This is a genomic window from Geodermatophilus ruber, from assembly GCF_900114385.1.
In the GTDB taxonomy this organism is placed as follows: domain Bacteria; phylum Actinomycetota; class Actinomycetes; order Mycobacteriales; family Geodermatophilaceae; genus Geodermatophilus; species Geodermatophilus ruber.
The window spans coordinates 220629-241229 of record NZ_FOSW01000005.1; the positions used below are offsets into that span (position 1 = coordinate 220629).

Here is a 20601-nt window from a genome sequence, read left to right on the forward strand (position 1 = left end):
TGGAGAGGATGAGCAGCACCGGTCCGGACGGTCGGACACCTGAGGACCCTGAGCTCGCCCGGGTCGAGAACGCCCTGCTCGCGCGGTGGCCGGAGACCCGGCTGGAGCCGTCGCTCGACCGCATCAGCGCCCTGGTCGACGTGCTGGGCTCCCCGCACCGCGCGATGCCGGTGATCCAGGTGGCCGGCACCAACGGCAAGACGACCACCGCGCGCATGATCGACGAGCTGCTGCGCGGGTTCGGGCTGCGGGTGGGCCGCTTCACCAGCCCGCACCTGCAGTCGATGCGGGAGCGGATCGTGCTCGACGGGGCGCCGGTCAGCGCGGAGCGGTTCGTCGAGACCTACGACGACATCGCGCCCTACGTGCAGATGGTCGACACCGCCGGCGAGCACCCGATGAGCTTCTTCGAGGTCATGGTCGGCATGGCCTACGCCACCTTCGCCGACGCGCCGGTCGACGTCGCCGTCATCGAGGTCGGCATGGGCGGGACCTGGGACGCGACCAACGTCGCCGATGCGCGGGTCGCCGTGGTCACCCCCGTGGCGCTGGACCACGCCGAGTACCTCGGGCCGGACGTCGCCACGATCGCCGGTGAGAAGGCCGGGATCATCAAGCCCGAGTCGATCGCGGTGCTGGCCCGCCAGGAGCCCGGCGCGCTGGACGCGCTGGTGCGCCGGGCCGTCGAGGTGGAGGCCGTGGTCGCCCGGGAGGGCACCGAGTTCGGCGTCCTCGAGCGCAAGGTCGCCGTGGGCGGGCAGCAGCTGCGGATGCAGGGCCTCGGCGGTGAGTACGGCGAGATCTTCCTCCCGCTCTTCGGTGCCCACCAGGCGCAGAACGCGGCGACCGCGCTGGCCGCCGTCGAGGCGTTCCTGGGCGCGGGCGCGGCCACCGGCCCCATCGACGTGGAGACGGTGCGCGGCGCTTTCGCCGCCGTCCGCTCGCCCGGCCGGCTGGAGCGGGTCCGGACCAGCCCGACGGTGCTGGTCGACGCCGCGCACAACCCGGCCGGCATGGCCGCCACGGTCGAGGCGATCCGGGAGTCGTTCGACTTCACCCGGCTGGTCGGCGTCGTCGGGGCGGTCCGCGGCAAGGACACCGCCGGCATGCTCGCCGCGCTGGAGGAGATCTGCGCCGAGCTGGTCGTCACCCAGAACAGCTCGCCGCGCGCGCTCCCGGCCGACGAGCTCGGTGCGCTGGCCGTCGAGGTGTTCGGCGCCGACCGGGTCAGCGTGCACCCGCGGCTGCCCGAGGCGCTGGAGTCGGCCATCGAGCTGGCCGAGGCCGGCCCGGACGATGCCCTCGGTGGCTCCGGGGTGCTGGTCACCGGCAGCGTGATCACGGCGGGGGAGACCCGCGCCCTGCTGGGCGGGACGGCGCCGTGACGGCGGCCGATCCCCAGCGCGCGGCCCGGGCCCTCCGCGGGGCCGCCGCGGCCGTCCTGGTGCTCGAGGGCATCAGCGTGCTGTTCGTGCCCCGCGGCATCGCGCAGACCGACGAGGGCCTGACCGGCGGCCGGCTGACGGCGCTGCTCGTGCTGGCCGGCGTCCTGATCCTCGCCTCCGGCGTGCAGCGCCGCCGACACGGCGTCCTCATCGGCACCGTGCTGCAGGTGCCGCTGCTCGCGACCGGGCTGCTCAACAGCGCCATGTGGTTCGTGGCCGGCGCGTTCGTCCTCATCTGGCTCTACCTGCTGCAGATCCGCAAGGAGCTGCTCGGCTCGCCGTTCGCGGAGCCGGCGGCGCCCCCGGGGCCGACCCCGTAGGCTCCCCCCTCGTGTCTGCTGCCACCCCCGCTCGCACCCTCGTTCTCGTCAAGCCCGACGGCGTCGCCCGCGGCCTGGTCGGTGAGGTGATCTCCCGCCTGGAGGCCAAGGGCCTGCGGCTGGTCGCCGTGGAACTGCGCACGCTGTCCCGCGAGACCGCCGAGGAGCACTACGCCGAGCACCGCGAGAAGCCGTTCTTCGGCTCGCTGGTCGAGTTCATCACCGGCGGCCCGCTGGTCGCCCTCGTCGCCGAGGGCCCCCGGGCGGTCGAGGCGTTCCGGGCACTGGCCGGCGCGACCGACCCGGTGAAGGCCGCCCCCGGCACGATCCGCGGCGACTTCGCGCTCGAGGTGCAGAACAACATCGTGCACGGTTCGGACTCCGACGAGTCCGCGGCCCGCGAGATCGCGCTCTTCTTCCCCCACCTCGGCTGAGGTCCCCGCCCGGATATTTCCGGCCGGGCGGGTTCCGTAGTACGCGGCCCGGGGTACGGACCCGTGCGCGCAGGGGCGCACGGGTCCGACCGGAGGGCCGAGGCGTGGGCACACGGAGCATCGTCGGCGCGGCGGCCCTCACAGTCCTGCTCCTCGCCGCCTGCACGGACTCGGACCCGGGGTCGGGCTCGAACTCCGACACCGTGACACCGGCGCCCGCAGCCGACGCCCTGGAGGAGACCTACCAGGACGTCATCGACGAGGTCCTGCCGTCGGTCGTGGAGATCCGGAGCAGCGCGGGCCTGGGCTCGGGCGTCGTCTTCGACGACGACGGGCACATCGTGACCAACGCGCACGTGGTCGGCACCGAGCAGCAGTTCGAGGTGCTCGCCCCCGGCTCCGCGGGCCCGCTGCAGGCCACGCTCGTGGGCACCTACCCGCCCAACGACGTCGCCGTCGTCCGGGTCACCGGCGGCCGCCTGGAGCCGGCGACGTTCGGGAACTCCTCAGACGTCCGCGTCGGCGAGATCGTGCTGGCCATGGGCAACCCGCTGGGGCTGGCCGCGACGGTGACCAACGGCATCGTCTCGGCCAAGGGGCGCACCGTGACCGAGCCGCCCGGCGCCGGGTCGCCCGGCGCCACGCTGCCCGACGCCATCCAGACCTCCGCGGACATCAACCCGGGCAACAGCGGAGGTGCCCTGGTCGACCTGGACGGCGAGGTCATCGGGATCCCCACGCTCGCCGCGGTGGATCCGCGGGTGGGGGCGGCCGCGCCCGGTATCGGCTTCGCCATCCCGTCGAACCAGGCCAAGCGGTTCGCCAAGCAGCTCGTGGAGAACGGCAGGGTCACCGACTCGGGCCGGGCCGCCCTGGGCGTCCAGGTGACGACGGTCATCGACTCGTCGGGCAAGCGGGTGGGCGTCGGTGTGGTCGACGTGGTCCCCGGGGGGCCGGCCGCGGCCGCCGGCATCCGCCCCGGCGACGTGATCGTGTCCGTCGACGGCAAGAAGACCCCGACCGCCGAGGAGCTCGGCGCCGTCCTGGCCGAGCTCCAACCCGGCCAGCGGGTGCCGGTCACGGTGCAGCGGGAGGGTCAGACGCTGGAGCTCGAGGTCACCCTCGGGGAGCTGTGATCCCCCACCGGGGCGGGCCCGCGCCTTCCGGCGAGATCGCCGATCTCGCCCGCCGAGGGACCCGTCTACCCTGGACCGGTCATGACTGGTGAATCGCTCCATGCCACCGGGGAGACGCTCTATCCCCGCCTCGAACCGCTCCTCGCGCAGGTGCAGAAGCCGATCCAGTACGTCGGCGGCGAGCTGAACGCGCAGGTCAAGGCGTGGGACGACGTCGCCGTCCACTGGGCGCTGATGTACCCCGACGCCTACGAGGTGGGGCTGCCCAACCAGGGCCTGATGATCCTCTACGAGGTGCTCAACGAGCGCCCCGACGCCCTCGCCGAGCGCACCTACGCCGTCTGGCCCGACCTCGCCGCGCTCATGCGCGAGCACGGCGTCGGCCAGTTCACCGTCGACGCCCACCGGGCCGTCGCGGACTTCGACCTGCTCGGGGTCAGCTTCGCCACCGAGCTGGGCTACACCAACCTGCTGGAGGCCCTCGACCTCGCCGGCGTCCCGCTGCACGCGGCGGACCGGGACGAGACGCACCCGGTCGTGGTCGCCGGCGGGCACGCGGCGTTCAACCCCGAGCCGATCGCCGACTTCGTCGACTGCGCGGTGCTCGGCGACGGCGAGCAGGTCGTCGGCGACATCACCGACGTGGTCAAGGCGTGGAAGGAGCAGGGCCGCCCGGGCGGGCGGACCGAGCTGCTGGCCCGCCTCGCCCGGGTGGACGGCGTCTACGTGCCGCGCTTCTACGCGGTCTCCTACGGCCCCGACGGCGCCATCGCGGCCGTGACCCGCACCCGGGACGACGTCCCCGCGCGGGTCGGCAAGCGCACCGTGATGGACCTCGACGAGTGGCCCTACCCGAAGACGCCGCTGGTGCCGCTCGCCGAGAGCGTGCACGAGCGGATGAGCGTGGAGATCTTCCGCGGCTGCACCCGCGGCTGCCGGTTCTGCCAGGCCGGGATGATCACCCGCCCGGTGCGGGAGCGGACCATCACCGGCATCGGCTCCATGGTCGACCAGGGGTTGCGGTCCACCGGCTACGAGGAGGTCGGGCTGCTGTCGCTGTCCTCGGCCGACCACTCCGAGATCGGGCAGCTCGCCAAGGAGCTCGCCGACCGCTACGAGGGCACCAACACCGGGCTCTCGCTGCCCAGCACCCGGGTCGACGCGTTCAACGTGACCCTGGCCAACGAGCTCTCCCGCAACGGCCGCCGCTCCGGGCTGACCTTCGCCCCCGAGGGTGGCAGCGAGCGGATCCGCCGGGTGATCAACAAGACGGTGTCCAAGGAGGACCTCGTCCGCACCGTCACCACCGCCTACGCCAACGGCTGGCGCCAGGTGAAGCTCTACTTCATGTGCGGGCTCCCCACCGAGACCGACGAGGACGTGCTGGAGATCGCCGACCTCGCCGTCGAGGTGATCAAGGCCGGCCGGGCGGCCAGCGGGCAGAAGGACATCCGCTGCACCGTGTCGATCGGCGGCTTCGTGCCCAAGCCGCACACGCCGTTCCAGTGGGCGAGCCAGGCCAGCGCCGAGACGATCGACCACCGGCTGCGCGTCCTGCGGCAGAAGATCAACGAGGACCGCCGCATCGGCCGCTCGATCGGCCTGCGCTACCACGACGGCAAGCCCGGCGTGATCGAGGGCCTGCTCTCCCGCGGCGACCGCCGCGTGGGCCGCGTCATCGAGCGGGTCTGGCGCGGGGGTGGCAAGTTCGACGGCTGGAGCGAGCACTTCTCCTACGACCGCTGGACCGCCGCGGCCGCCGAGGAGCTCGCCCCGTTCGGCGTCGACCTCGACTGGTTCACCACTCGGGAGCGGACCCAGCACGAGATCCTGCCCTGGGACCACCTGGACTCCGGGCTGGACAAGGAGTGGCTCTGGGACGACTGGCAGGACTCGCTGTCCGAGGAGGAGGTCGCCGACTGCCGGTGGACCCCCTGCTACGACTGCGGCGTCTGCCCGACCAACGGCACCGAGATCCAGATCGGGCCGACCGGGCGCAGCCTTCTCCCGCTCACGGTCGTCGGCCGGTAGTGGCCCGCCAGCCCGAGGGGCCCCCGCCGCCCCCGACCGTCCAGAAGCTGCGGCTGCGCTACGCCAAGCGCGGCCCGCTCCGGTTCGCCTCGCACCGCGACCTCGCCCGCGCGCTGGAGCGGGCGCTGCGCCGGGCGCAGGTGCCGATGGCGTTCTCCGCCGGGTTCAGCCCGCACCCCAAGATCTCCTACGTCGGCGCCGCACCGACCGGCGCGGCCAGCGAGGCCGAGTACGTCGAGATCGGACTGGCGCAGGCGCGCGACCCCGAGGCCGTGCGCGCCGCCCTGGACGCCGCCCTGCCGCCCGGGATCGACGTCCTCGAGTGCGTCGAGGCGGCCGAGGGCGGCGGCTCGCTGGCCGACCGGATCGACGCCGCCGCCTGGCGCGTCGAACTGCCGGGGGTGGCCCTCGCGGAGCTGCAGCACGCGGTCGAGACGTTCCTGGCCAGCGACGTGGTGATGGTGGCCAAACGCACCAAGAACGGGCTGCGGGACATCGACGCGCGCGCTGCCGTGGTCTCCGCGTCGGGAGCCGAAGAGGCAGGTTGTGCCATACTTGGTGTGGTCGTCCGGCAGGTGACGCCCGCCGTTCGACCCGACGACGTGTTGGCCGCCCTGGCTGCCGTCGCCGACCTGCGCCCGCCGTCGCCCCCTCGGGCCGTGCGTGAGGCGCAGGGCCGGCTCGACGACACCGGGAACGTGGCCGATCCGCTCGGTCCCGACCGTGCGGCGCGCACCCCCCGCCAGGGGGAGCACGCGGTGGTCTGACCGGTGGGCCCGGTGCAACGCGGCGTCGCGCGACACGGCTGCCAGACGTGACGCACCCCGGATTTGGCACCACCGAGAACCAGCTCCACCCGCACCACCCGCACATCGGCCCCCGGCCGCGGCAACCGTCGCCCGGGAGCCGGGCACAGACTTCGCAGGTCGAGCTCTGCCGCCGTACCCGGCGCGGCAGCCCGACCCGCCCAACCCGTGCTCCTGCGCGGCCGCCAGTCGATCCGATCGGCGCCCGGGAGCACCACACAGGAGGCGAGCCCCTCGTGGCCGACCAGAACGACGACAGCACCGCGGCGACGCAGGCGGGCACGGCCCCGCCGGAGACCGCACCGATGAACGGGCTGGGGGAGACCCCGCCCGAGCAGCCCGGCGAGCCGCCGGCCGCCGAGCCCGCGGAGGAGGCCGCCGAGGAGGACGCCGAGCCCGCGGAGGAGGACGCCGAGGCCGCGGAGGGCAAGGCGGCGGTCGACGCGGCCGAGCCGGAGCCGGAGCCCGACGAGGGCCCAGTTTCCCGGTTCGGGGCGCAGTTCAGCTCCCCGGAGCCCACCGCCGTGATCGCCCGGTCGCGCCGGCGGGCCACCCGCCCGGCCGCTGCGGCCGATCCCGACGACTACGAGGACCCGGCGCCGGTGGCGCCGACGAGGCCGGCGTTCGTCACCTTCGTCGCCCCGGCCGAGGCCGAGGCCCCGCCCGCCCCGCGCCGGCGCAGCCGCCGGCCGCAGGCCGAGTCCCCTTCCGCCGAGGAGCCGGAGCAGGAGACCACCGGGGACCTCGACGAGGAGGCTCCCGCGCCCCGGTCCCGGCGCGGCCGCAGCCGGCGCCGCAGCGGCGAGGACGCGGAGCGGGCCGCTGATGGCACCGACACCGACACCGACACCGACACCGACGAGAGCATCGAGTCCGACACCGGTGAGGGCGACGGCGAAGAGGGCGCCGGCGGGGGCAGCCGCAGGCGCCGGCGCGGTCGCCGGGGCCGCGGGCGGGGTCGCAGCGGCGAGGACTCCGCCGACGCCGAGGACACCGACGAGTCCGACGAGGACGCCGACGACGCCGAGGACTCCGCCGGCGAGGAGTCCGACGAGGACGACCCCGACACCGGCGAGGACACCGCCGAGGGGGAGGACGCCGAGGGCGGCTCCTCCACCCGCCGCCGGCGCCGGCGCCGCCGCCGGGGGAGCAGCGGCGACGGTGAGGCCGCCGCCGAGGCCGACGACGACCGCCCCGAGCGGGCCGGCCGCAACGGCCGGACCACCAGCGACGACGACGTCAAGGGCGTTGCCGGCTCCACCCGGCTGGAGGCCAAGCGCCAGCGCCGCCGGGACGGTCGGGACAACGGCCGCCGCCGCACCCCGATCCTCAGCGAGGCCGAGTTCCTCGCCCGCCGCGAGGCCGTCGACCGCAAGATGGTCATCCGCCAGCGGGGCGAGCGCACCCAGATCGCCGTCCTCGAGGACGACGTCCTCGTCGAGCACTACGTGACCCAGGCGCAGGCGACGTCCTTCGCCGGCAACGTCTACCTCGGCCGGGTGCAGAACGTGCTCCCGAGCATGGAGGCGGCGTTCGTCGACATCGGCAAGGGGCGCAACGCCGTCCTCTACGCGGGCGAGGTCAACTGGGACGTCGCCGGGCTGACCGGCAAGCAGCGCTCCATCGAGCAGGCCCTGAAGTCCGGCGACAAGGTCCTCGTGCAGGTCACCAAGGACCCGATCGGCCACAAGGGCGCCCGGCTCACCCAGCAGATCAACCTGCCCGGCCGCTTCCTGGTCTACGTGCCCGGCGGCTCGATGACCGGCATCAGCCGCAAGCTGCCCGACACCGAGCGGCAGCGGCTCAAGGACATCCTCAAGAAGATCGTCCCCGACGACGCCGGCGTGATCATCCGCACCGCCGCCGAGGGCGCCTCGGAGGAGGAGTTGACCCGCGACGTCGCCCGGCTGCAGGCGCAGTGGGACGTCATCCAGAAGAAGTCCGAGAGCACCAGCTCCGCGCCGACGCTGCTCTACGGCGAGCCCGACCTCGCGATCCGGGTCATCCGCGACGTCTTCAACGAGGACTTCAAGGAGCTCGTCGTCCAGGGCGATGACGCCTGGGACACCGTCGAGGCCTACGTCGCGCACGTCTCGCCGGAGCTGGTCGGCCGGCTGACCCGCTACACCGGCGAGGGCGACGCCTTCCACGACCTGCGGATCGACGAGCAGCTGGCCAAGGCGCTCGACCGCAAGGTGTGGCTGCCCTCGGGCGGCTCGCTGGTCATCGACCGCACCGAGGCGATGACCGTCGTCGACGTCAACACCGGGAAGTTCACCGGCTCGGGTGGCAACCTCGAGCAGACCGTCACGCGCAACAACATGGAGGCGGCCGAGGAGATCGTCCGCCAGCTCCGGCTGCGCGACATCGGCGGCATCATCGTCATCGACTTCATCGACATGGTGCTCGAGAGCAATCGCGACCTCGTGCTGCGCCGGCTCACCGAGTGCCTCGGCCGCGACCGCACCAAGCACCAGGTCGCCGAGGTCACCTCGCTGGGCCTGGTGCAGATGACCCGCAAGCGGGTCGGTCAGGGCCTGCTCGAGGTCTTCTCCGAGCCGTGCGAGCACTGCCGGGGCCGCGGCGTCCTCGTGCACACCGACCCGGTCGACGAGCGCCGCCGGGGCGGCAACGGCTCGGGCGGTTCCGGTAGCAACGGGCGGCGCGACCAGGGCCGCTCCGAGCGCGGCGGCGGCGGCAAGGACGCCGGCACGCGGAGCGACGGCGGCGCGAAGGCCGCCGAGCCGGCCCAGAAGGACTCCGTGCCGGCCGAGAACGTCACCGTCGAGGGCGATGTGTCCGATGCCGGCGCGCCCGACGGCGAGAGCGGCGACGGCCAGCGCGCGGGGGGACGCCGCAGCCGCGGCCGACGCAACCGCAGCCAGACCGGCGAGGAGCGGGCCGCGGCGGATGCCGCCGCGCTGAGCGCGGCGGACGCCTCGGCACCCGCCGGAGCCGCCGAGGAGACGGGGCCGGCTCCCGAGGTGGCCGCCCCGGCGGTGACCGAGACCCCGGCGGGGGTGGCGGAGCACCCGGTGCCCGACGCAGAGCCCCTCGCGTCCCAGCCCGTCGCGGCCCAGCCCATCGCGGAGGCGTCCGACGGCGAGGCGGTGCCCGCCGGTGCGGGCCCGGACGACCCCGGCCCGGAGGACGCCGAGCCCGAGGAGCCCCCCGCCGCGGCGGACGAGGCCACCGCGGCGGCCCCCCGGCCGCGCCGCCGGCGCGCGGCCAGCCGGCCGGCCGGCCCGCCGGCCTCCTGACCCGGAGGGCAGAAATGGCCATTTCTGCCCTCCGCCCGGGCGGCCGGGCACCCGTTCGACCGGGTGCCGGCCGCTCGGGTACGCTGGTCGGGTTGCATCGCCACGGGCCGGGCACCTCGCGGTGTCGCCTGGGAGGCGAGCAGCCCGTCCAGCACCCGGCGCCCGACGTCCGGGCGCCCGCCGGACATGACAGCAGCGATCGAGGAGTCAGTGGTGTACGCAGTCGTGAAGGCCGGTGGCCGGCAGCACAAGGTGGCCGTGGGCGACCGGTTCACGGTCAACCGTCTCGTGGGTGAGGCGGGCGACTCCGTCACCCTCCCGGCCCTGCTCCTGGTCGACGGCGACACCGTCACCAGCGATGCCCAGGCGCTGGCCGGCGTGACCGTGACCGGCGAGATCGTCGGCCACGGCAAGGGCCCGAAGATCCGCATCCACAAGTTCAAGAACAAGACCGGCTACCACAAGCGTCAGGGCCACCGTCAGCCGCTGACCGACGTGGTCATCCGCGACATCACGAAGGGCTGACGACGACATGGCACACAAGAAGGGCGCCTCGTCCTCCCGCAACGGCCGGGACTCGAACGCGCAGCGCCTCGGCGTCAAGCGCTTCGGGGGCCAGGTCGTGAAGGCCGGCGAGATCATCGTGCGCCAGCGCGGGACCCACTTCCACCCGGGCCTCGGCGTCGGCCGCGGCAGCGACGACACGCTGTTCGCGCTGGAGCCGGGTGCAGTCACCTTCGGCTCGCGGCGGGGTCGCCGGACCGTCTCCATCTCCGCGGTCGAGGCCTGAGCACCAACCACTCCGCTCACGAGCGCACGGGCCGTCGGCCCGTGCGCTCGTGGCGCTTGAGAGCAAAGTAAGGGGCGGCGGACATGGCCGCTTTCGTCGATCGTGTGGTCGTACACGTGGCTGCCGGCAACGGCGGTCACGGGGTCGCGTCGGTCCACCGGGAGAAGTTCAAGCCCCTGGGTGGCCCGGACGGGGGCAACGGGGGCAACGGGGGCGACGTCGTCCTCGAGGTCGACCCCAGCGTGCACACGCTGCTGGACTTCCACCACCATCCGCACCAGAAGGCCGGTAACGGCCGCCCGGGCGAGGGCAGCAACCGGCACGGCGCCCGCGGCGAGGACCGCGTCCTGCGGGTCCCGGCGGGCACCGTGGTGAGCACCCCCGACGGCCGGGTCATCGCCGATCTCCTCGGCGCCGGCACCCGTGTCGTCCTGGCCTCCGGCGGCAAGGGCGGCCTGGGCAACGCCGCGCTGGCCAACAGCCGCCGCAAGGCCCCCGGGTTCGCGCTGCTCGGCGAGCCGGGTGAGGCCTTCGACGCGGTCATCGAGCTCAAGAGCATCGCCGACGTCGGGCTCGTGGGCTTCCCCTCGGCCGGGAAGTCGTCGCTGATCGCCGCGATGTCGGCGGCCCGGCCGAAGATCGCCGACTACCCGTTCACCACGCTGGTGCCCAACCTCGGCGTGGTCCGCGCCGGCGACGTCGCCTTCACGATGGCCGACGTCCCCGGCCTCATCCCCGGTGCCTCCCAGGGCAAGGGGTTGGGCCTGGAGTTCCTCCGGCACATCGAGCGCTGCGCCGTCCTGGTGCACGTGGTCGACATGGCGACGATGGAGCCCGGCCGCGATCCGGAGAGCGACATCGACGCCCTCGAGCACGAGCTCGCCGAGTACCGCGAGGACCTGGTGGAGCGGCTGCGGTTCGCCGTCCTCAACAAGGTCGACGTCCCGGACGCGCGGGAGCTGGTCGACCTCGTCCGGGAGTCCCTGGAGGCGCGCGGCCTGGAGGTCTTCACGGTCAGCGCGGCGACGGGGGAGGGGCTGCGAGAGCTCGGCTTCGCCCTGGCCACGGCCGTCGAGGAGCACCGTGCCGCGCTGCCCGAGCCCGAGCCGGTGCGGATCACCCTCACCCCGCGCGCGGTCGACGACACCGGCTTCACCGTGGAGCGCGACCCGGAGGACGAGGAGGCGTTCGTCGTCCGGGGGGTCAAGCCCGAGCGCTGGGTGCGGCAGACCGACTTCACCAACGACGAGGCGGTCGGCTTCCTCGCCGACCGGCTCAACCGGCTCGGCGTCGAGGACGCACTGGCCGAGGCCGGCGCCCGCGAGGGCGACGCGGTCACCATCGGCGCGGTCACCTTCGACTTCGTGCCGACCCTGCCGGCCGGCACGCTCACCGCCGAGGAGAGCGCCGGCCTCGGCGGCCGTGGCACCGACTCGCGCATCGACGCCCCGCACCGGGTGCGCGCCGAGGAGCGGCTGGCGGCCAAGCGGGCCCGGCGGGTGCCCTACGAGCTCACCGAGACCTGGACCGACGAGGACCTGCCGGGCGACGAGACATGAGCGCCCGACCGGAGATCGCCGGGGCGAGGCGGGTCGTCGTCAAGGTGGGCTCCTCGTCGCTGACCACGCTCCCCGGTGGGCTGGACGAGGCGCGGTTGTCCGCCCTCGTCGACGTCCTCGGGGGCGTGCGGGCCGGTGGCCGGGAGGTCGTCCTGGTCTCCTCCGGCGCGATCGCCGCCGGCCTGGCCCCGCTGGGCATGCAGGGCCGCCCGCGGGACCTCGCCACCGCCCAGGCCGCCGCCAGCGTGGGTCAGCTGCGCCTGGTGCAGACCTACGCCGACGCCTTCGCCCGTCACCAGGTCACCGTCGGGCAGGTGCTGCTCACCGCCGACGACCTCACCCGGCGCAGCCACTACCGCAACGCCCACCGCACCGTGGAGCGGCTGCTCGCCCTCGGGGTGCTGCCGATCGTCAACGAGAACGACACGGTGGCCACCGAGGAGATCCGCTTCGGCGACAACGACCGGCTCGCGGCGCTGGTCGCGCACGTCGCCCAGGCCGAGGCGTTGCTGCTGCTCTCCGACGTGGACGGCGTCTACGACGGCGACCCGCGTTCGGGGCCGGCGCAGCTGATCGACACCGTCCGGAGCGCGGCGGACCTCGCGGCGGTCACCCTCGGCTCGGCCCGGCGCAACGGCGTGGGCACCGGCGGGATGGCGACCAAGGTGGAGGCGGCCATGATCGCCGCGCACGCCGGCGTGCCGGTCGTCGTCACCTCCACCGCACAGGCGGCCGCCGCGCTGGCCGGGGAGCGGGTCGGCACGCTGTTCGCGGTCGCCGGGCGCCGGCCCGGGGCCCGGCAGTTCTGGCTGCGCTACGCCAGCCGGCCGCGGGGACGGCTGCACCTGGACGAGGGCGCGGTCCGGGCGGTGCGGGAGCGCAACGCCTCGCTGCTGGCCGCCGGCATCACCGGGGCCACCGGTGAGTTCCTCGCCGACGACCCGGTGGAGCTGGTCGGCCCCGACGGCACGGTGGTCGCGCGCGGCCTGGTCGCCTACGACGCGCGGGAGCTGCCGGCCCTGTTCGGCCGCAAGACCGGCGAGCTGGACCCGGAGTACCGCCGGGAGGTCGTGCACCGCGACGAGATGGTGCTGGTCGGCCGCCGGATCGTCGGCTGAGAGACTGCTCTGCGTGACCGTCCGTCCCATCCGTGAGATCGGTGATCCCGTCCTCCGCACGCCCACCGACGAGGTGCGCGCCTTCGACCGGGAGCTGGCGGCCCTGGTCCGGGACCTCGAGGAGACCGTCGAGCACCCCGGCCGCGCCGGTCTGGCCGCGCCGCAGATCGGCGTCGGCGCCCGGGTGTTCTCCTACAACATCGACGGCCGGATCGGCCACGTGGTCAACCCGCGCATCGTCGAGCTGTCGGCGGAGACCCAGGACGGCGACGAGGGGTGCCTGTCGGTGCCCGGCATCTGGGCGCCCACCGTCCGCGCGATGCACGCGGTGGTGGAGGGCTTCGACGTCCACGGCGAGCCGCTGCGCCTGGAGGGCACCGGGCTCATGGCGCGCGCGCTCCAGCACGAGGTCGACCACCTCGACGGCAAGCTCTTCCTCGACCGGCTGACCGGCGAGGCCCGCAAGGCGGCCCTGCGCGCGCTGCGCGACCGCTGACCGTGGCGGCTCTGGAGCCGGTCACGCTCACCGGCGACCTGGTCCTCCTGGAGCCCCTGCACCCCGATCACTCGGCCGAGCTGGCCGAGGCCGTCCGCGACGGCAGGGGACCCTACCGCTGAGTCAGCGGGCGGTGGTGCAGGCCGCACAGGTCCCGAAGACCTCCAGCTGGTGCTGCACGTCGGCGAACCCGTGCTCGGCGGCGACCCGGGCGGCCCAGCGCTCGACCGGCGGATCGGCGACCTCCACGGTGCGGCCGCAGGACCGGCACACCAGGTGGTGGTGGTGCACCGGCGAGCAGCGCCGGTAGGCGGCCTCCCCGTCGCCGCGGAGGACGTCGACCAGCCCGTCGTCCACCAGTGCCTGCAGGGCCCGGTAGACCGTTGCCAGCCCCACCGCCTCGCCCCGCTCGCGCAGCAGCGCGTGCAGGTCCTGGGCGGTGCGGAAGCCGTCGAGCTGCTCCAGCAGCGCCAGAACGGCGCTGCGCTGGCGGGTCTGCCGGCGCGGCGCCTCGGTCGGCTCCGGGCGCGTCATGGCCGGCTGCCCTGGCGGGCCGGGGGAGCGACGTGCTCCCCGTGCTCGTCGTAGTGCACCCCCGCGCCGGTCCGGTGTGGTGCGTGCAGGTGCCCGTCGTGGTCGTAGTCGACGTGGTCGCCGTGCGGCACCGCCGGGTGCCCGCACCCCTCGCCGTGCTCGTGCGGATGGGCGGCGTGCACCTCGGCGCGGCGCCGGTGGCGGCGCCGCGCGGTCGCCTCACGGAGCGCGACCCCGGCGGTGACCAGGAGGAACAGCGCGATCGCCAGGAGCACGATCGTCCCGCCCGACGGGGTGCCCGCGTAGTAGGACGTGGTCGTGCCGGCCACGCTGACCACCAGCCCGATCGCGCAGGCCAGGTAGAGCGTCTGCCGGAAGCTGCGGCCCACCTGCTGGGCGATCGCGCTGGGCACGATCATCAGGGCGCTGATCAGCAGCAGGCCGACCACGCGCATGGACAACACCACGGTCGAGGCGACCAGCGCGGCGAGCACCACGTTGAGCGCGAGCACCGGCAGGCCGACCGCGCGGGCGTACTCCTCGTCGTCGCTCACCGCGTACAGCCGCTGCCCCAGCAGCCAGACCACCCCGAGCACCAGGACGGTGATGACGGCGAAGACGGCGAGGTCCGCGGCGCTCGTGGTGGTGATGGCGCCGAACAGGTAGGCCTCGAGGTTGGTCGCGCGGCCGCGGGGCGCGAGGCTGAGCAGCACCACGCCGCCGGCGATGCCCCCGTAGAAGAGGACGGCGAGCGCGACGTCCCCGCTGGTCCGGCCGCGGGCCCGCACCAGCTCGATCAGCACGGCGCCGAGCACGGCGGCCACCAGCGCCGCGCCGACCGGCGCGGTGGAGGTGAGGACGCCGACCGCCACGCCGGTGAGCGCCACGTGGCCGAGGCCGTCGCCGAGCAGGGAGAGCCGCCGCTGCACCAGGAACACGCCGACCGCCGGGGCGACCAGGCCGACCATGAGCGAGGCCAGCAGTGCCCGCTGCATGAAGCCGAACTCGAGCACCTCCACGTCAGCGGCCCCCCTCGGGGGTCACCCGCGGCTGGTCCAGCCGGTAGCCGGGCGCCGGCGGCCGCCCCGGCTCGCCGGGGTGGTGGTGCCCGCCGCCCACCGGTAGCTCGCTGCCGGCCAGCGGCCCGTCGTAGCCGATCCGGCCGTGGTCGACCACCACCGCCCGGGACAGGACGCCGGCCAGCGGGGCGGTCTCGTGGGTCACGACCACCAGTGTCGTCCCGCTGGCGGTCACGCCCGCGAGCACGGCGGCGAGCGCGTCCTGGTTGGCGGCGTCGACCCCGGCGGTGGGCTCGTCCATGATCAGCAGCTCCGGCTCGGCGGCCAGGGCGCGGGCGACGAGCACCCGGCGCTGCTGGCCGCCGGACAGCGAGGCCACCGGGTCGTTCATCCGGTCGCCGAGCCCGACGGCGGCCACGGCGTCGGCGACCGCCGTGCGGTCGGCCGGGCGCAGCCGCCGGAACAGGCCCAGGCGGGCCAGCCGGCCGACACCCACCACCTCGCGGACGGTGGCCGGCACCGCGCCGCTCACCGTGTGCCGCTGCGGGACGTAGCCGATCCGGCCGCGCTCACGCAGCCGGCCCACCGGGGCGCCGAGCACCTCGACCTCGCCGTCGAGCACCGTGGCCAGCCCGAGCAGCCCGCGGGCCAGCGTCGTCTTGCCCGAGCCGTTGGAGCCGAGGACGGCGACGGTCTCGCCCCGGTGCACGGTGAGGTCGACCCCGCGGACGATCGCCACGTCGCCGTAGCCGATGCTGGCGCCCCGGAGCCGGAGGGCCGGTCGGTCGCTCATGGGCAGGACTGCCCCTCCTGCAGGGTCGCCAGGTTGGCGCGCATCACCGCGAGGTAGTCGTCCCCGCCCGACTCGTCGGTCAGCCCCTCGAGCGGGTCCAGGACGGCGGTCCGCACGCCGGCCTCGTCGGCGACGGTATCGGCGACGGCCGGGTCGACCAGGGTCTCGGTGTACACGGTCGTGACGCCGCGCTCGCGGACCAGCTCGGAGATCTCGGCCAGCTGCGCCGGGCTCGGCTCCTGCGACGGGCTGAGCCCGCTGATGCCGACGACCTCGAGGCCGTACCGGTCGGCCAGGTACCCGAAGGAGTCGTGGCTGGTGACGAGGGTGCCGACGGCGCAGTCGGCCAGGCCGGTCTGCAGCTCCGCGTCGAGACCCTCCAGGTCGGCGCGCAGCGCGACGGCGTTCTCCTCGTAGGCGGCGGCACCGTCGGGATCGAGTTCGGCGAGCCGTTCGGCCAGGGCGTCGCCCACCGCGGCCAGGCGCAGCGGGTCCAGCCAGAAGTGCGGGTCCACCGGCTCCTCGCCCTCGTGCCCCTCCTCGCCCTCGTGCGCGTGCCCCTCCGTCGCCCGCGAGAGGTCCGCGGCCTGCCCGGCGTCCCACGCCGAGTCGCCCGCTTCCGAGTCCGCGGCCTCGTCCAGGGCGGGCTGGAAGCCGTCGAGGTAGACGAGCAGATCGGCCTCGCCGACGGCGGCCAGGTCCCGCGGGGTGAGCTCCAGGTCGTGCGCCTCGGCCCCGGGCGGGGTGAGGGAGGAGACGTCGACGCGGTCCCCGCCGACCCGCTCGGCGACCCACTGCAACGGGTAGAAGCCGGCGACCACGGTGCGCCCGTCCCCGCTTCCGTTCTCACCGGCCGAGGCCCCGCACCCGGCGAGCAGCAGGGCCGCGACGGTGACGACCACGCCCGTCCTCCTTGTGTTCATGAGAATCATTCTCGCATGACTGGGCGGTGCCGGAGCGACGAGGGCCCGGGCCCCCGCACGCGTAGTCTCGCGGGCGTGTCCGACGTCTCCGGCCTGCCTCTGATCGGCGCCGCGGCGCAGCGTGCCCGCGCCGCCGCCCGGGTGCTGCGCACCCTGCCCACCGACACCAAGGACGCCGCGCTGGCCGCCATGGCCGATGCCCTCGTCGAGCGCGCCGACGAGGTGCTGGCCGCCAACGCCGCCGACGTCGAGGCGGCCGCGGCCGACGGGACGCCGGCGGCGATCCTCGACCGGCTGCGGCTGGACCCCGGGCGCGTGGCCGGGGTGGCCGACGCGCTGCGCCAGCTGGTCGCGCTGCCCGACCCGGTCGGCGACGTGGTCCGCGGCTCGACGCTGCCCAACGGGCTGCAGCTGCGGCAGGTGCGGGTCCCCCTCGGGGTGGTCGGCATCATCTACGAGGCCCGGCCCAACGTGACCGTCGACGCCGCCGGCCTCTGCCTGAAGAGCGGCAACGCGGCCCTGCTGCGCGGCTCGGCGTCGGCGTTCGGCACCAACACCGCGCTGGTCGCCGTCCTCACCGAGGCGGCGGCGAAGGCGGGGCTGCCCGCGGGGTCGATCGAGCTGCTGCCGGCCGACCGGGCCTCCGTCGGCGAGCTGCTCAATGCCCGCGGGCTCGTCGACGTGGTCATCCCGCGCGGCGGGGCCTCGCTCATCCAGCGGGTGGTGCGCGAGGCCCGCGTGCCGGTCATCGAGACCGGCGAGGGCAACTGCCACGTCTACATCGACGCCTCCGCCGACCCGGAGACGGCCGAGGCCATCGTCCTCAACGCCAAGACCCACCGGGTGAGCGTCTGCAACTCCGCCGAGACGCTGCTGGTGCACCGCGACGTGCCGTTCCTGCCGCGGCTGCTGTCCGCGCTGGTGGACGCCGGGGTGACGCTGCACGGCGACGAGCGGGCGCAGGCCGCCCACGACGCCGTCGTCCCGGCGACCGATGAGGACTGGGCGACCGAGTACCTGTCGATGGACATGGCCGTGCGCGTGGTCGACGACCTGCCCGCCGCCCTGGACCACATCCAGCGGTGGGGGAGCGGGCACAGCGAGGCGATCGTCGCCGACTCCGCGCGCGCCATCGCCGCCTTCACCGCCGGGGTGGACGCCGCGGCGGTGCTGGTCAACGCCTCCACCCGGTTCACCGACGGTGGGGAGTTCGGTTTCGGCGCCGAGATCGGCATCTCGACGCAGAAGCTGCACGCCCGCGGTCCGCTGGGCCTGCCCGAGCTGACCTCCACCACCTATGTCGTCACCGGGAGCGGGCACACCCGCCGCTGACCCGCCGTCCTGAGCACCCGCCCACCCCCCGCCCCAGCGAGGAGTCGCATGCCCCGCCCGCCGTCGCAGTCCTCGCAGTTCTCCTCGGTCGCGGACGTCGGCAAGCGGCTGTCCACCGCGGGATACCTGCCCGACGCGCAGATCGCCACGACCGTGTTCCTCGCCGACCGGCTGGGCAAGCCGCTGCTGGTGGAGGGGCCGGCCGGCACCGGCAAGACGGAGCTGGCCAAGGCGCTGGCGGCCGCGACCGGGTCGGAGCTGATCCGGCTGCAGTGCTACGAGGGCCTGGACGAGGCGCGGGCGCTGTACGAGTGGAACTACAAGAAGCAGCTGCTGCGCATCCAGGCGTCGCAGGGCACCGACGGCGCGGACTGGGACACCGTCCACGACGACATCTTCGGTGAGGAGTTCCTGCTCTCCCGGCCGCTGCTGACCGCCATCCGGCGCACCGAGCCGACCGTGCTGCTCATCGACGAGACCGACAAGGCCGACGTCGAGGTCGAGGGCCTGCTGCTGGAGGTGCTCAGCGACTTCCAGGTGACCATCCCCGAGCTGGGCACGGTGACCGCGACCCGGCGGCCGATGGTCGTGCTGACGTCCAACGCCACCCGGGAGCTGTCCGAGGCGCTCAAGCGGCGCTGCCTGTACCTGGCGCTGGACTACCCCACGGCCGAGCGGGAGCGGGAGATCGTGCTCTCGCGGGTGCCCGACCTCGCGCCGGGGCTGGCCGAGCAGCTGGTGCGGACGGTGCGCGCGCTGCGGGCGCTGGAGCTGAAGAAGTCCCCGTCGATCTCCGAGACCCTCGACTGGGCGCAGACGCTGCTCGAACTGGGCCTGGACACCCTCGATGAGTCCGCGGTCTCCTCGACGCTGGGTGTGGTGCTCAAGCACGCCAGCGACCAGGTGCGGGCCGCGGCCGAGCTTCGGCTGAACTGATGACCGCGCCGGTTCCCGCCGCGGGCGGGCTGGCCGGGCACCTGGACGGGTTCGTCCGGGCCGTGCGGGAGGCCGGCATCCCGGTCGGGATCAGCCAGGCCGTCGACGCGGCCGAGATCCTCACCGTGGTCGACCTGCTCGACCGGGAGCAGCTGCGGCACGGGCTGGCCGCGGTGCTGCTGCAGCGCGCGGCGCAGCGGCCGACCTACGACGTGCTGTTCGACCTGTGGTGGCCGCTGGGCGACCGGCCGGTGCCTTCCGACGGCGATCCCGGGGACGGGGACGCCGACGGGGAGCCGGGCGAGTCCACCCTCGACGTGCCCGACGGCGCCGACCTGGCCGCGCTGATGCGCGAGCAGCTGGCCCGGCTGCTGCTCGAGGGCGACGAGGAGGCGCTGCGCCGGTTCGCGCGGCAGGCGGTCGAGCGGCTGGGGCGGGCGACGCCGTCGCCGTCCGGGCAGTCGTTCTTCAGCTACCGGGTGATGCGCGCGCTGTCGCCGGACACCCTGGTCGCCCAGCTGCTGGCCGGCCTGCTCGGCGGCGCAGAGCGCGGCGGGTTGACCGAGCAGGTGGCCCGGCAGCTGGTGCGCGAGCGGCTGGCGGCGTTCCGGGCGGCCGTGGAGGCCGAGGTCCGGCGGCGGTCGGCGGCCGAGCGGGGGCGGGACAGGGTCGCCAAGGGCGCGGTGCGCCCCCTGGCCGACCAGATCGACTTCCTGCGGGCGCAGCAGGCCGACCTCGCCGAGCTGCGGCGCACGGTGGCCCCGCTGGCCCGGCGGCTGGCCGTGCGCCTGTCTGCCCGCCGCCGGCTGGGCCGGGAGGGCCGGCTGGACTTCCGCAAGACCGTCCGCTCCTCGCTGGGCACCGGCGGGGTGCCGGTGGTGACCCACCACCGGCCGCGGAAGGTGCACAAGCCGGAGCTGGTCGTGCTCTGCGACGTCAGCGGCTCGGTCGCCGGCTTCAGCCACTTCACGCTGATGCTCACCCAGGCGCTGCGGGAGCACTTCTCCGGCGTGCGGGCCTTCGCCTTCGTCGACTCGACCGACGAGGTCACCCGGTTCTTCCACCCGGGCGCTGACGTCGCCGACGCCGTGGCCCGGATCGGCCGGGAGGCCGACGTCGTCGGGTTCGACGGGCACAGCGACTACGGCAACGCTCTCGAGGTGTTCGCCGACCGCTGGCCGGCCGTGGTCGGGCCGAAGACGTCGCTGCTCGTCCTGGGTGACGGGCGCACCAACTACCGCCAGCCGGGGCTGCCCGTGCTGGCCGATCTCGTGCGCCGGGCGCGGTCGGCGCACTGGCTGAACCCGGAGCCGCGCCGGTTGTGGGGGAGTGGCGACTCGGCGGCCGACCGGTACGGCGAGGTCATCGACATGGTCGAGTGCCGCACCGCCGCTCAGCTGGGGGACTTCGTCACGACCCTGTGAGCCCGTTCGCCCGCCGCGGGCGGCGGGTCCGCCGGCCGGGCGGCTGCGGTGCACCGCTGTCGTGGCGACAGGTCGACATGTCGCCGTAACCGGGCGCCGGCGCGCCCGTTGATCCGTGCGGGTGCCGGGGCTCGTTCCGGCGCTGCGGTGCCGGGTGCGCCGGGCCGGCCGTGACCGGCAGCACGGGGGAGCCGGTCGCCTCGACCCATCGGGTCCGGTGGTCCGGCGGACCGGGAGCACCCCGT

At 74.8% G+C, this 20601-nt stretch carries 19 protein-coding genes; 15 read left to right on the forward strand and 4 right to left on the reverse strand.

The genetic code is table 11. The features are described from left to right. The first annotated feature begins 8 nt into the window (after positions 1-8). The 12 genes from folC to def all read left to right on the forward strand — a co-directional run bounded on the left by folC (position 9) and on the right by def (position 13395). The gene (gene folC / locus BMZ50_RS10605) at positions 9-1385 is read left to right on the forward strand and encodes a bifunctional tetrahydrofolate synthase/dihydrofolate synthase (RefSeq protein ID WP_091324015.1); all 1377 of its coding nucleotides are present in this window, start codon (positions 9-11) and stop codon (positions 1383-1385) included. After that, positions 1382-1765 carry a DUF4233 domain-containing protein gene (locus BMZ50_RS10610; RefSeq protein ID WP_091324017.1) on the forward strand — a complete coding sequence of 128 codons (384 nt, stop codon included), beginning with the start codon at positions 1382-1384 and terminating at the stop codon, positions 1763-1765. The genes folC and BMZ50_RS10610 overlap by 4 nt, the downstream gene beginning before the upstream one ends. A gap of 11 nt (positions 1766-1776) precedes the next feature. After that, on the forward strand, positions 1777-2199 hold the full coding sequence (gene ndk, locus BMZ50_RS10615; protein ID WP_091324018.1) for a nucleoside-diphosphate kinase: 423 nt from the start codon (positions 1777-1779) through the stop codon (positions 2197-2199). A 104-nt stretch (positions 2200-2303) separates the two neighbouring features. Next, positions 2304-3335: a S1C family serine protease gene (locus BMZ50_RS10620; RefSeq protein WP_177212746.1), complete on the forward strand. Its 1032-nt coding sequence runs from the start codon at positions 2304-2306 to the stop codon at positions 3333-3335. An 81-nt stretch (positions 3336-3416) separates the two neighbouring features. Beyond that, the gene (locus tag BMZ50_RS10625; protein WP_091324022.1) at positions 3417-5366 is read left to right on the forward strand and encodes a TIGR03960 family B12-binding radical SAM protein; all 1950 of its coding nucleotides are present in this window, start codon (positions 3417-3419) and stop codon (positions 5364-5366) included. Further along, complete coding sequence (locus tag BMZ50_RS10630; protein ID WP_091324024.1) at positions 5366-6133, forward strand: TIGR03936 family radical SAM-associated protein; 768 nt, start codon at positions 5366-5368, stop codon at positions 6131-6133. Before BMZ50_RS10625 ends, BMZ50_RS10630 begins: the two co-directional genes overlap by 1 nt. Before the next feature lie 275 nt (positions 6134-6408). Further along, the gene (locus tag BMZ50_RS10635; protein ID WP_245753541.1) at positions 6409-9432 is read left to right on the forward strand and encodes an Rne/Rng family ribonuclease; all 3024 of its coding nucleotides are present in this window, start codon (positions 6409-6411) and stop codon (positions 9430-9432) included. Between the two features lie 213 nt (positions 9433-9645). After that, a complete protein-coding gene (gene rplU / locus BMZ50_RS10640) occupies positions 9646-9957 on the forward strand; it encodes a 50S ribosomal protein L21 (RefSeq protein ID WP_218146199.1) in 312 nt (103 codons plus the stop codon). 7 nt (positions 9958-9964) lie between these two features. Beyond that, complete coding sequence (rpmA, locus tag BMZ50_RS10645) at positions 9965-10222, forward strand: 50S ribosomal protein L27 (protein WP_091324027.1); 258 nt, start codon at positions 9965-9967, stop codon at positions 10220-10222. Between the two features lie 83 nt (positions 10223-10305). After that, positions 10306-11781 (forward strand): GTPase ObgE, encoded by a 1476-nt coding sequence (gene obgE / locus BMZ50_RS10650; RefSeq protein ID WP_091324028.1) that lies wholly within the window; start codon positions 10306-10308, stop codon positions 11779-11781. Further along, the gene (proB, locus tag BMZ50_RS10655) at positions 11778-12899 is read left to right on the forward strand and encodes a glutamate 5-kinase (protein WP_091324029.1); all 1122 of its coding nucleotides are present in this window, start codon (positions 11778-11780) and stop codon (positions 12897-12899) included. The genes obgE and proB overlap by 4 nt, the downstream gene beginning before the upstream one ends. A 13-nt stretch (positions 12900-12912) precedes the next feature. After that, positions 12913-13395: a peptide deformylase gene (def, locus tag BMZ50_RS10660; RefSeq protein WP_091324031.1), complete on the forward strand. Its 483-nt coding sequence runs from the start codon at positions 12913-12915 to the stop codon at positions 13393-13395. Between the two features lie 123 nt (positions 13396-13518). Here def and BMZ50_RS10665 read toward each other — a convergent pair whose 3' ends face one another. Genes BMZ50_RS10665 through BMZ50_RS10680 form a run of 4 tightly spaced genes read right to left on the reverse strand, consistent with a single transcriptional unit; the run spans position 13519 to position 16643 of the window. Beyond that, positions 13519-13929 carry a Fur family transcriptional regulator gene (locus BMZ50_RS10665; RefSeq protein WP_091324033.1) on the reverse strand — a complete coding sequence of 137 codons (411 nt, stop codon included), beginning with the start codon at positions 13927-13929 and terminating at the stop codon, positions 13519-13521. After that, positions 13926-14948, reverse strand: a complete 1023-nt coding sequence (locus tag BMZ50_RS10670) for a metal ABC transporter permease (RefSeq protein ID WP_091324034.1) — start codon at positions 14946-14948, stop codon at positions 13926-13928. The genes BMZ50_RS10665 and BMZ50_RS10670 overlap by 4 nt, the downstream gene beginning before the upstream one ends. Position 14949: 1 nt before the next feature. Further along, positions 14950-15741 (reverse strand): metal ABC transporter ATP-binding protein, encoded by a 792-nt coding sequence (locus BMZ50_RS10675; RefSeq protein ID WP_091324036.1) that lies wholly within the window; start codon positions 15739-15741, stop codon positions 14950-14952. Continuing rightward, complete coding sequence (locus BMZ50_RS10680; RefSeq protein ID WP_245753542.1) at positions 15738-16643, reverse strand: metal ABC transporter substrate-binding protein; 906 nt, start codon at positions 16641-16643, stop codon at positions 15738-15740. The genes BMZ50_RS10675 and BMZ50_RS10680 overlap by 4 nt, the downstream gene beginning before the upstream one ends. A gap of 96 nt (positions 16644-16739) precedes the next feature. Between BMZ50_RS10680 and BMZ50_RS10685 the strand changes: the two genes are divergently transcribed. The 3 genes from BMZ50_RS10685 to BMZ50_RS10695 are packed head-to-tail and all read left to right on the forward strand — an operon-like array spanning position 16740 to position 20356. Then, positions 16740-17996, forward strand: a complete 1257-nt coding sequence (locus tag BMZ50_RS10685; protein ID WP_177212747.1) for a glutamate-5-semialdehyde dehydrogenase — start codon at positions 16740-16742, stop codon at positions 17994-17996. A 48-nt stretch (positions 17997-18044) separates the two neighbouring features. Continuing rightward, on the forward strand, positions 18045-18932 hold the full coding sequence (locus BMZ50_RS10690) for an AAA family ATPase (RefSeq protein WP_091324038.1): 888 nt from the start codon (positions 18045-18047) through the stop codon (positions 18930-18932). Continuing rightward, positions 18932-20356, forward strand: a complete 1425-nt coding sequence (locus BMZ50_RS10695; protein WP_091324039.1) for a vWA domain-containing protein — start codon at positions 18932-18934, stop codon at positions 20354-20356. The genes BMZ50_RS10690 and BMZ50_RS10695 overlap by 1 nt, the downstream gene beginning before the upstream one ends. Positions 20357-20601: the final 245 nt, after the last annotated feature.